Source organism: Mycobacterium sp. NGS61, assembly GCF_059812325.1.
In genome coordinates, this window is sequence record NZ_JCALCL010000001.1 from 720,201 (window position 1) to 730,559 (window position 10,359).

11 protein-coding genes are annotated in these 10,359 nt (G+C 68.8%); 6 read left to right on the forward strand and 5 right to left on the reverse strand.

Annotation, left to right across the window (positions count from 1 at the left end):
- Positions 1-49: 49 nt before the first annotated feature.
- A complete protein-coding gene (locus AC5Y3Z_RS03500; protein WP_463828280.1) occupies positions 50-523 on the reverse strand; it encodes a DUF3499 domain-containing protein in 474 nt (157 codons plus the stop codon).
- 182 nt (positions 524-705) lie between these two features.
- Here AC5Y3Z_RS03500 and AC5Y3Z_RS03505 point away from each other — a divergent pair, with 182 nt between their 5' ends.
- Positions 706-1,125: a metallopeptidase family protein gene (locus AC5Y3Z_RS03505; RefSeq protein WP_473139792.1), complete on the forward strand. Its 420-nt coding sequence runs from the start codon at positions 706-708 to the stop codon at positions 1,123-1,125.
- 15 nt (positions 1,126-1,140) lie between these two features.
- Here AC5Y3Z_RS03505 and AC5Y3Z_RS03510 read toward each other — a convergent pair whose 3' ends face one another.
- The gene (locus AC5Y3Z_RS03510) at positions 1,141-1,497 is read right to left on the reverse strand and encodes a WhiB family transcriptional regulator (protein ID WP_463828356.1); all 357 of its coding nucleotides are present in this window, start codon (positions 1,495-1,497) and stop codon (positions 1,141-1,143) included.
- 350 nt (positions 1,498-1,847) lie between these two features.
- On the opposite strand from AC5Y3Z_RS03510, the gene cofD reads away from it, so the two are divergent.
- From cofD to AC5Y3Z_RS03525, 3 genes are read left to right on the forward strand one after another with little or no spacing between them, the layout of a single operon-like run.
- Complete coding sequence (cofD, locus tag AC5Y3Z_RS03515) at positions 1,848-2,834, forward strand: 2-phospho-L-lactate transferase (protein WP_473139706.1); 987 nt, start codon at positions 1,848-1,850, stop codon at positions 2,832-2,834.
- The gene (locus AC5Y3Z_RS03520; protein ID WP_473139707.1) at positions 2,831-4,198 is read left to right on the forward strand and encodes a coenzyme F420-0:L-glutamate ligase; all 1,368 of its coding nucleotides are present in this window, start codon (positions 2,831-2,833) and stop codon (positions 4,196-4,198) included. The genes cofD and AC5Y3Z_RS03520 overlap by 4 nt, the downstream gene beginning before the upstream one ends.
- Positions 4,195-4,758, forward strand: coding sequence for an NUDIX hydrolase (locus AC5Y3Z_RS03525; protein WP_473139708.1), 564 nt, complete (start codon positions 4,195-4,197; stop codon positions 4,756-4,758). The genes AC5Y3Z_RS03520 and AC5Y3Z_RS03525 overlap by 4 nt, the downstream gene beginning before the upstream one ends.
- Here the strand turns inward: AC5Y3Z_RS03525 and manB are convergent.
- From manB to rfbD, 3 genes are read right to left on the reverse strand one after another with little or no spacing between them, the layout of a single operon-like run.
- Positions 4,740-5,819, reverse strand: a complete 1,080-nt coding sequence (gene manB, locus AC5Y3Z_RS03530; RefSeq protein ID WP_463828284.1) for a mannose-1-phosphate guanylyltransferase — start codon at positions 5,817-5,819, stop codon at positions 4,740-4,742. The genes AC5Y3Z_RS03525 and manB overlap by 19 nt on opposite strands.
- 1 nt (position 5,820) lies before the next feature.
- Positions 5,821-6,735 (reverse strand): glycosyltransferase family 2 protein, encoded by a 915-nt coding sequence (locus AC5Y3Z_RS03535; RefSeq protein ID WP_473139709.1) that lies wholly within the window; start codon positions 6,733-6,735, stop codon positions 5,821-5,823.
- Entirely contained in the window at positions 6,728-7,606 is an 879-nt protein-coding gene (gene rfbD, locus AC5Y3Z_RS03540; protein ID WP_473139710.1) for a dTDP-4-dehydrorhamnose reductase, read from the reverse strand. Before rfbD ends, AC5Y3Z_RS03535 begins: the two co-directional genes overlap by 8 nt.
- 93 nt (positions 7,607-7,699) lie before the next feature.
- Here rfbD and AC5Y3Z_RS03545 point away from each other — a divergent pair, with 93 nt between their 5' ends.
- Both AC5Y3Z_RS03545 and AC5Y3Z_RS03550 read left to right on the forward strand, forming a co-directional pair.
- Positions 7,700-9,154, forward strand: a complete 1,455-nt coding sequence (locus AC5Y3Z_RS03545; protein ID WP_473139793.1) for an LCP family protein — start codon at positions 7,700-7,702, stop codon at positions 9,152-9,154.
- A gap of 49 nt (positions 9,155-9,203) precedes the next feature.
- Positions 9,204-9,884 carry a TIGR03089 family protein gene (locus tag AC5Y3Z_RS03550; protein WP_463828358.1) on the forward strand — a complete coding sequence of 227 codons (681 nt, stop codon included), beginning with the start codon at positions 9,204-9,206 and terminating at the stop codon, positions 9,882-9,884.
- Positions 9,885-10,359: the final 475 nt, after the last annotated feature.

The following is a 10,359-nucleotide window of genomic DNA, read 5'->3' on the forward strand; positions in this document are numbered from 1 at the left end:
GACACTGCGGACCGGAACGGTCCGGTTGGCGATCGACGGTTCGGCGCGCTCAGTCGGCAGGATCGGGCAGGACCCGCAGGTGTCCGCGCCGGCGTCCGGACCGATGTTCGGGTGGCGCCAGCACACCGGTGGCGTGAGCTCCCGCCGAATGCACCGGATCCCCTACCCCAGCGGCGCGTGGGATGTCGTCGTACCCGTCGTATCCGTCGACCCGCGCGGTGAAGCCGTTCACGACCGCACTCGCACGCACCCCGCCCTCGCGCACCGCATCGGCCAGCGCCACCAGGTCGTCCTCGTCGGGATTGGTCGGCTCGGCGTTGAGCGGTCCGGCGTGGCGCACCAGCTCCCAGCCACGCGGGGCGGTGATGCGGCCGGCATGACCGACACACAGATCCCAGGAGTGGGGTTCCCGCGCGGTAGCGAGTGGTCCGACCACCGCCGTGGAGTCCGAGTAAACGAACGTCAGCGTTGCCACTGCATAGTGCGGACACCCGGGCCGGCAGCAGCGACGGGGTACGTTCACGAGCGAAAGGCTATCGTGCGCAAACGCCGCTCAAGCGCCGGACACGCGCATCGGTTCTAGCCACGATGTACAACCGTTACCATCGGCGCGTGAGCGATTCCCGCGGCTCCGGCCGCAGCGGTCGGCCTGCGGGCAGGTGGGCCGGGACGTTCGGGCACCGATCCCGGCGCAGGGGCCGCGATCTGCGCGGCCCGTTGCTGCCGCCCACCGTGCCGGGCTGGCGCAGCCGCGCCGAGCGGTTCGACATGGCGGTGCTGGAGGCCTACGAACCCATTGAGCGACGGGTCGGTGAGCGGGTAGCCGAACTCGACGTCGCCGTCGACGAGATCCCCCGCATCGCGGCCAAGGATCCCGACAGCGTGCAGTGGCCACCTGAGGTGATCGCGGACGGACCGATCGCCCTGGCCCGTCTGATACCCGCCGGGGTCGACGTGCGCGGCAACGCGACGCGGGCGCGAATTGTATTGTTCCGCAAGCCGATTGAGCGACGGGCGAAAGACACCGTCGAACTCGGTGACCTGCTGCACGAGATCCTGGTGGCCCAGGTGGCGATCTACCTGGACGTGGAGCCGTCGGTCATCGACCCGACGATCGACGACTGAACTTTGTGCGGCGGACTAGATGACGCCGCGCTTGAGGCGGCGACGTTCGCGCTCGGACAGTCCACCCCAGATGCCGAACCGCTCGTCGTGGGCCAGCGCGTAGTCGAGGCACTCATGACGGACCTCGCACCCCAGGCAGATCTTCTTCGCCTCGCGGGTGGAGCCACCCTTCTCCGGGAAGAAGGCCTCGGGGTCGGTCTGGGCGCACAGCGCTTTGTCCTGCCATTGGTCGGCGGGGACTTCCGGCAGTGGCTCGGGCTCGAATGCGGCGGGCGCATCCGGAACCACGCTGAGATGAGGACGGACGGGTGCTTTCGGTGTCGGCAGAGACGTCACGACCGAGCCGGACGTGGTGTGCGGTGTGCCCCCCATTACGCCCCGAAGGTATTCATAGGACATGACTCCGCCTCCTCACTGATAGAGAGTGAATGGTTTACCACTGTTCTGATGTACAGATACCCAATTCGAACAAGTGATCGAATCTCGGTCTGCGACACCGGAACCGGCCGGCCAACCGGGAAATGACACTGATGTGATTAGACACGTGCCGGTGACCCTGGTCAAGCACTTCGGCGCATTTCCATACCATCTCGTAACCGAATTTCGGCGTTTCTGTTGTTTCGGCACTCGGGCGTGTCGAACACAGTATTATCACAAGTCCCTTGTGCCACAGTGGTTACCGATAACAACCCGTCCGCGCGCGACGGGTACTGTCCTGCGGTGTGAAGGTCACCGTGTTGGTCGGCGGCGTCGGCGGCGCCCGCTTCCTGCTCGGCGCACAACACTTCCTCGGCCTGGGACAGTTTGCTCGGTCGGACCAAACCGGTCATGAACTGACCGCCGTCGTCAACATCGGCGACGACGCGTGGATCCACGGCGTACGCATCTGCCCGGACTTGGACACCTGCATGTACACCCTGGGCGGCGGGGTGGACCCGGAGCGCGGCTGGGGCCATCGGGACGAAACCTGGCATGCCAAAGAGGAACTGGCGCGCTACGGGGTGCAACCCGATTGGTTCGGGCTCGGCGATCGCGATCTGGCCACCCACCTGATTCGAACTCAGATGCTCAACGCCGGTTACCCGCTGTCGCAGATCACCGCCGCACTGTGCGATCGTTGGCAGCCGGGCGCGCGGTTGCTGCCGGCCAGCGACGACCGCTGTGAAACGCATGTGGTGATCACCGATCCGTCCGACGGTTCGCGCAAAGCGATCCACTTCCAGGAGTGGTGGGTTCGCTACCGCGCCCAAGTCCCCACCCACAGTTTCGCCTTCGTCGGAGCCGAAAAGGCTAGCGCCACAACAGAAGCGGTGGCGGCCATCGCCGAAGCCGACGTAATCATGCTGGCACCGTCCAATCCGGTGGTGAGCGTCGGGGCCATCCTGGCGGTACCCGGCATCCGCGCCGCCCTGCGCACCGCGACCGCCCCGGTGGTCGGGTACTCACCGATCATCGGTGGAAAACCGTTGCGCGGCATGGCCGATGCCTGTCTATCGGTGATCGGCGTGGACTCCACCGCTGAGGCCGTCGGGCGGCATTACGGTGCGCGCGGCACCACCGGGATACTGGACTGCTGGCTGATCCACGAGGGTGATCGCGCCGAAATCGACGCTGTGGCGGTGCGATCCATCCCGCTTCTGATGAGCGACCCGGCGACCACGGCTGAGATGGTGCGCGCCGGGCTGGAACTGGCTGGCGTGACAGTATGACCGGGCAGCCCACGCTGCCGCCGACGGGCGAACACGGCACCGCCGGGAGGATCGAGATCCTGCCCGCTCCCGGGCTTCCCGAGTTCCGTCCCGGTGACGACCTGGGCGCCGCGCTGGCCGCCGCCATGCCATGGCTGCGCGACGGTGACGTGGTGGTGGTCACCAGCAAGGTGGTGTCCAAATGTGAAGGCCGCCTGGTGCCGGCTCCCCCGGATCCTGAGCAGCGAGATACCCTGCGCCGTAAGCTGATTGACGGCGAGGCGGTCCGGGTGCTGGCCCGCAAGGGACGCACCCTGATCACCGAGAACCGGCTGGGCCTGATCCAGGCCGCGGCCGGGGTGGACGGATCCAACGTCGGGACATCGGAATTGGCGCTGCTGCCGGTGGACCCGGACGGCAGTGCCGCCGCGCTGCGGGCGCGGCTGGGTGAACTGCTCGGGGTCACCGTCGCCGTTGTGATCACCGACACCATGGGCCGGGCCTGGCGTAACGGCCAGATCGACGCTGCGGTGGGAAGTGCGGGAATAGCTGTGCTGCACAACTATTCGGGCGCCGTCGATCAGCACGGCAATGATCTGGTGGTCACCGAGATCGCCGTCGCCGACGAGATCGCGGCGGCAGCCGACCTGGTGAAGGGCAAGCTGACCGCGATGCCGGTGGCGGTGATCCGGGGGCTCGAACCCGCCGACAACGGCACGACCGCGCGGCACCTGGTGCGCGCAGGCACCGAAGACCTGTTCTGGCTCGGCACCGCCGAGGCCCTCGACCTGGGTCACCGCCAGGCCCAGCTGATGCGCCGCTCGGTGCGGCAGTTCAGCAGCGAACCGGTGCCGGCGGAGCTGGTCGAAGCCGCGGTCGCCGAGGCGCTGACCGCCCCGGCGCCGCACCACACCCGGCCGGTGCGGTTCGTGTGGCTGCAGACCCAGGCCACCCGAAATCGGCTGCTGGACCGGATGAAAGACAAGTGGCGGACCGATCTGAGCGGTGACGGCAAGCCCGCCGATGCGGTGGAGCGCCGCGTCTCGCGCGGCCAGATTCTCTATGACGCGCCCGAAGTCGTCATACCCTTTCTGGTGCCCGACGGCGCGCACAGCTACCCGGACGCCGCCCGCACCGAGGCCGAGCACACCATGTTCACCGTCGCCGTCGGCGCCGCCGTCCAGGGTCTGCTGGTTGCGCTGGCGGTCCGCGGCCTGGGCAGCTGCTGGATCGGGTCGACGATCTTCGCCGCCGACCTGGTGTGCGAAGAGCTTGGCCTGCACCGTGATTGGGAGCCGCTGGGGGCCATCGCAATCGGCTACCCCGCCGAGGCGATCGAACCGCGCGAGCCGGCGCCGGTCGCGGATCTGTTGATCCACCGATGAGCTTGCGGGATTCGGTGATCGACCTGCTCGCCGGGTGGCAGGCGCCCGAACCCGCCCAGGACGCGCTGCGCCAGGCCGTGCTCGGGTTCGTGCTGGCCCGCCCGGACGCGTGCCTGCGGGAGTGCGAGCCCGGGCACATCACCGCCTCGACCCTGGTGCTCGACGACAGCGGCGAGCGGGTGCTGCTCACCCTGCATCCCCGGCTGCGCCGCTGGGTGCAACTCGGCGGACACTGCGAGCAGGATGTCGATGCCGACATCCAGGCCGCCGCGCTGCGCGAGGCCGTCGAGGAGTCCGGCATCCCCGACCTGGCGCTGGACCCGGAACTCGTTGCCGTGCACGTCCACGCGCTGACCTGCTCGCTGGGCAAGCCGACCCGGCATCTGGACCTGCAGTTCGTGGCGCGTGCGCCGAGCGGTGCCCGGATCGCCATCAGCGACGAGTCCGACGACCTGCGCTGGTGGCCGGCGGACGCGCTGCCCGAAGGCACCGATCACGCGTTGGCGTACCTGGTGGATCGGGCCCGCCGCCCGGAGGAAGCTCAGACGTCCGACGAGTAGCGGATCCCACCGTCGGGAATCGAGACCCCTGGCCACACCCGCGCCCCGCGCAGCAGTTCGCAGCGCGCACCGATGTCGCAGCCGTCGCCGATCACGCCGTCGCGGATCAGCGCCCGCGGCCCGATGCGGGCACCGAACCCGATGATCGAGCGCTCGATCACACTGCCCGCCTCGACCTTGACCCCGTCGAAGATCACCGCGCCGTCCAGCCGCACCCCCGCGCCGATCTCGGCGCCCCGGCCCACGACGGTGCCGCCGATCAGCAGCGCGCCCGGCGCCACCGCCGCGCCGTCGTGCACCAACGACTCGCCGCGCTGCCCGTGCAGGGCCGGCGACGGCGCGATGCCGCGCACCAGATCGGCCGAGCCGCGCACGAAGTCCTCCGGGGTGCCCATGTCGCGCCAGTAGGTGGCGTCGACGTAGCCGCACACCTTGACGTCGTCCGCCGACAGCAGCGACGGAAATACCTCGCGTTCCACCGACACCTCGCGCCCGCGCGGAATGCGGTCGATGATGTCGCGGCCGAACACGTAACAGCCGGCGTTGATCTGGTCGGTCGGCGGGTCCTGTGTCTTCTCCAGAAAGGCGACGACCCGGTCCGTGTCGTCGGTGGGGACGCAACCGAACGCGCGCGGATCACCGACCCGGACCAGGTGCAGCGTCACGTCGGCCTGATGCCCGCGATGAAACTCGAGCAACTGGCCCAGATCGGCGCCGGAGAGCACGTCGCCGTTGAACACCATGACGGTGTCGTGGCGGAGCTTGGGGGCGACATTCGCGATGCCGCCGCCGGTGCCCAGCGCGTTCTCCTCGGTCACGTACTCGATCTGCAGGCCGAGCTTGGATCCGTCGCCGAACTCGGCCTCGAACACCTCGGCCCGGTACGACGTGCCCAGCACCACGTGCTCGATGCCGGCGGCGGCGATCCGCGACAACAGATGGGTGAGAAATGGCAGCCCGGCCGTCGGCAGCATCGGTTTGGGCGCGGACAGCGTCAGGGGCCGCAGTCGCGTGCCTTTGCCGCCGACCAGGACCACCGCATCGACGTGGTGGGTTGCCAACTCAGTGCCGCCCTTCTGCCAGTTCCCGCTGCAACGATCTGCGCGACCGGCGCAGCGCGCTGCGCACCATCAGGCGCGAACGCACCGCCAGCGAACCGCGCAGCGTCCAGCGCAGCGGGGCGCGCCACCATCCGGAGTGCCGGTCCGCCAAGAAGATATAGGTACTGCGGTGATGCGCAGCCAGGTGGCTGGCCGGGTCCCGGCCGGTGGAGTGGCCTTTGTGGTGCAGCACCTCAGCGGTGGGGACGTACACGGACTGCCAGCCGGCTCTGCCGAGCCGGTCGCCGAGGTCGACGTCCTCCATATACATGAAGTAGCGCTCGTCGAAACCACCGATCTGGTCGAACGCCGCGCGCCGCACCAGCAGGCACGACCCCGACAGCCAGCCCACCGGGCGTTCGCTGGGCTCCAGGTGTTCCTGCCGGTACGCACGGGTCCACCGGTTGCGCGGGTAGACCGGGCCGAGCACCGCGTGCATGCCGCCGCGGACCAGGCTGGGCAGGTGACGCGCGGACGGGTACACCGACCCGTCGGGGTCCCGGATCAGCGGGCCCAGCGCACCCGCCCGCGGCCACCGGGCAGCGGCGTTCAGCAGCGCGTCGATGCTGCCCGGGCCCCACTGCACGTCCGGGTTGGCCACGATCACCCAGTCGTCCATCCAGTTTTCGTCGCGCTGGTCGAGCTTGGCGACGGTGCGGTTGACTGCCGTCCCGTAGCCGAGGTTGGACCCGGTGGGCAGCAACCGCACATTGGGATAGCGCAGGACGGCGGCCTGCGGTGTTCCGTCGGTGGAGCCGTTGTCGGCCAGCAGCACGCTGACCGGACGTTCGGTGGCCAGCGACAACGACGCCAGGAACCGCTCCAGGTGCGGGCCCGGCGAATAGGTCACCGCAACGACCGGCAGAACGTCAGTCACGCGTTGAGGGTAACGGTCGATCGGTCGCCGCGGTCAACGCCGCGACCAGCGCACTGCGCCACGGACGCAGCGGGGCCAGGCCCGCCGCCACCCAGGCCCGATTGGACAGCGCCGAATACGACGGGCGCGTGGCGGGCCGCGGAAACTCGTCGGTGCCGCACGGATTGACCCGCTGCGGGTCGGCGCCGCTTTCCTCGAACACCGCCCGGGCCTGCTCGTATCGGGAGACCACACCCTCGTTGGCGGCGTGCAGTAGGCACCCACGAACGTCACTGTCGGCCAACTCCAGCAGCGCGGCAGCCAGATCGGCGGCGTAGGTCGGTGATCCGGTCTGGTCGTCGACCACCTTGACCGGTCCGTCTCCGGCGGCCAGCCGCTGCATGACCGCGACAAAGTCGTTGCGGTGCACCCCAGCGGTGTAGACCCAGGCGGTGCGCACCACGACGGCGTCCGGCAGCGCGGCGTGCACCGCCTGTTCCCCGGCGAGCTTGCTGGCCGCGTAAACACCTTGGGGCGCGGTCGGGTCGCCCGGCTCGTAGGGCCGCGACTGCGCGCCGTCGAACACGTAATCGGTCGAGATATGGATCAGTCGGGCACCGGTGCGCGCACAGGCACGCGCCAGATGCTCGGGACCGGCGGCGTTGACGGCGTACGCGCCGGCCTGGTCGGTTTCGGCGCCGTCGACGTCGGTGTAGGCGGCGCAGTTGATCACCACGTCGTCGGGCTCGATCACCGCGGCCGCGGCGGGGTCGGTGATGTCCCATTCCGATGACGTCCTGGCCAGCACGTTCCGCCCGGCGCGGGTGGCCTGTGCGCGTATCAGGCTGCCGAGCTGACCGCCCGCACCGGTGATCACGAGCCTGGCTGACATGTCTTGAGTCTGGCACGCCGAGCCTGGCTACCCGGAAAGCCGGTGTTGCGCAAGTAACCTACAGTGGTGTTTGAGCAGAGTGTGACTCGTGTGATGCGTGTGGTTTGCACGGCAATGGCCGTCCTGGTCGTACTCGGTACCGGCGTCGCCTGGAGCAACGTGAAGTCGTTCGAGGACGGCATCTTCCACATGTCGGCACCCTCGCTGGGCCACGGAGCCGACGACGGCGCGATCGACATCCTGCTGGTGGGCCTGGACAGCCGCACCGACGCGCACGGCAACCCGCTCTCCGCTGAGGAGCTGGCATCGCTGCGCGCCGGCGACGAGGAAGCCACCAACACCGACACCATCATCCTGATCCGCATCCCCGACAACGGGAAGTCGGCCACCGCGATATCGATCCCCCGCGACTCCTACGTCCAGGCCCCCAACCTGGGCAAGACCAAGATCAACGGCGTGTACGGACAGACCCGCGAGACCAAGCGCGTCAGCCTGGTCAAAGCCGGCGCCTCGGCCGGCGAGGCCGCCGCGGTCGGCACCGAGGCGGGCCGCGAAGCGCTGATCAAGACGGTGGCCGACCTGACCGGCGTCACCGTCGACCACTACGCCGAAATCGGACTGCTGGGCTTCTCCCTGATCGCCGATGCGCTCGGCGGCGTCGAGGTGTGCCTCAAAGACGCTGTCTACGAACCTCTTTCCGGCGCCGACTTCCCCGCCGGCCGGCAGAAGCTGAACGGCCCCCAGGCGCTGAGCTTCGTGCGCCAGCGTCACGAACTGCCGCGCGGCGACCTGGACCGGGTGGTGCGCCAGCAGGCGGTGATGGCCTCGCTGGCCCACCGGGTGATCTCCGGGAAGACGCTGTCCAGTCCCGCCACCCTGCGACGACTCGAGCAGGCCGTGCAGCGCTCGGTGGTGTTGTCCTCCGGTTGGGACATCATGGATTTCGTGCGGCAGCTGCAGCAGCTGGCCGGTGGCAACGTGGCGTTCGCGACCATCCCGGTGCTCGACGGTGCCGGCTGGAGCGACGACGGCATGCAGAGCGTGGTGCGGGTGGACGCCCACCAGGTTCAGGAGTGGGTCGGCGGCCTGCTGCACGAACAGGATCAGGGCAAAACCGAGGAACTGGCCTACACGCCGGCCAAGACCACCGCCAATGTGGTCAACGACACCGACATCAACGGCCTCGCGTCGGCGGTGTCGGATGCGTTGAGCGCCAAGGGCTTTACCGCCGGCTCGGTGGGCAACAACGAGGGTGGCCACGTCAAGGGCAGTCAGGTGCGGGTCGCCAAGACCGACGACCTGGGCGCCCAGGAGGTCGCCAAACTGTTGGGCGGGCTGCCCGTCGTCGCCGACACCTCGATACCGGCCGGATCGGTGCGGGTGGTGCTGGCCAACGACTACACCGGCCCGGGATCCGGACTCGACGGTGGGACAGCGACGTCCGCGCGGGTCTCGAGTGCGGCGGCCGGCAACAGCACGGGTGGCACGGTCCCGGCGCCGTCACCGATCTTGACCGCGGGCTCCGAGAACCCCGAGTGCATAAACTGACCGTGCCGTGTCTGCCCTGACCACGCTGTCCGCAGCGATCCTGGACCCGATGCTGCGCGCCGACCCGGTCGGCCCGCGCATCACCTACTACGACGACGCCACCGGCGAGCGGATCGAGCTGTCCGCGGTGACGCTGGCCAACTGGGCGGCCAAGACGGCCAATCTGTTGCGCGACGAACTGGGCGCCGGGCCGGGCAGTCGGGTCGCCGTTCTGCTGCCGGCGCACTGGCAGACGGCGGCGGTGCTGTTCGGGGTGTGGTGGATCGGCGCCGAAGCGGTGCGGGACGGACCGGCCGAGGTCGCGCTGTGCACGATCGACCGGCTCGACGAGGCCGACGACGCGGCCAATGGTGGCGAGGTCGCCGTGCTGTCGTTGGATCCCTTCGGCAAGCCGGTGCCTGATCTGCCGATCGGCGTCACCGACTACGCCACGGCGGTGCGGGTGCATGGCGATCAGGTCGTCCCCGCGCGCACCCCCGGCCCGGCGCTGGCCGGTCAGTCTGCGGCCCAGGTGCTGGCCGCCTGTGCACAATCCGCGGCGTTGCAGAGTCTGACCGGCGAGGATCGGGTGTTGTCCAGCTTGGCCTGGGACCGGCCCGAGCACCTGGTGGACCGATTGCTGACGGTGCTGTCGGTGGGCGGGTCGCTGGTCCAGGTGGCCAACCCCGACCCAGGCGCGTTGCCGCGTCGGGTCGAAACGGAGAAGGTCACCCGGGTGCTGGACAAATGACGAGAGCTTTCGGACGGCAAAATCGAATTAACTGACTCGTCAATTCGCAGGGACGGCCGTCGGGCGCCGCGTCGGGGGCGCCCACCACGTCGTTCGGCGCCGACGGCCGGTGTCGGTGAATGTGACAGCCAGGTAGTGGAATACTATTCAGCAAATTGCTCGAAGTCTTTTCCGCGTGCCCCGATTCAACCAAACCGCCCGGTCGGCAATATTCGTTCGCCACGAGTCGTATAGAGCACCGGTCACCACCTGTCGGCACGGCCCGGCGCTGCCGCCGGGTCGGCAAACGATGCGGCACAACGAATTCACCCAGGCCGACGAGACTGCGCACGCTGAGGGCCGCGCTGGCCTGCGAGAAATGCATCTATCACTTGAATTGTTCGAAGATCATTTGAGACTCCTATGTGCCGAATTGAAACGCAACTGCGAATGCGCGAAAACAGCAAATTATCGATGGCCCAGCTATACGATGCGG

Bases quoted from the DNA above. Each gene is read 5' to 3' on its own strand.
- AC5Y3Z_RS03520 (WP_473139707.1), top strand. From the start codon at position 2,831: ATGACCGGGCAGCCCACGCTGCCGCCGACGGGCGAACACGGCACCGCC.
- rfbD (WP_473139710.1), bottom strand. From the start codon at position 7,606: ATGTCAGCCAGGCTCGTGATCACCGGTGCGGGCGGTCAGCTCGGCAGC.
- AC5Y3Z_RS03525 (WP_473139708.1), top strand. From the start codon at position 4,195: ATGAGCTTGCGGGATTCGGTGATCGACCTGCTCGCCGGGTGGCAGGCG.
- AC5Y3Z_RS03545 (WP_473139793.1), top strand. From the start codon at position 7,700: ATGCGTGTGGTTTGCACGGCAATGGCCGTCCTGGTCGTACTCGGTACC.
- AC5Y3Z_RS03510 (WP_463828356.1), bottom strand. From the start codon at position 1,497: ATGGGGGGCACACCGCACACCACGTCCGGCTCGGTCGTGACGTCTCTG.
- AC5Y3Z_RS03550 (WP_463828358.1), top strand. From the start codon at position 9,204: ATGCTGCGCGCCGACCCGGTCGGCCCGCGCATCACCTACTACGACGAC.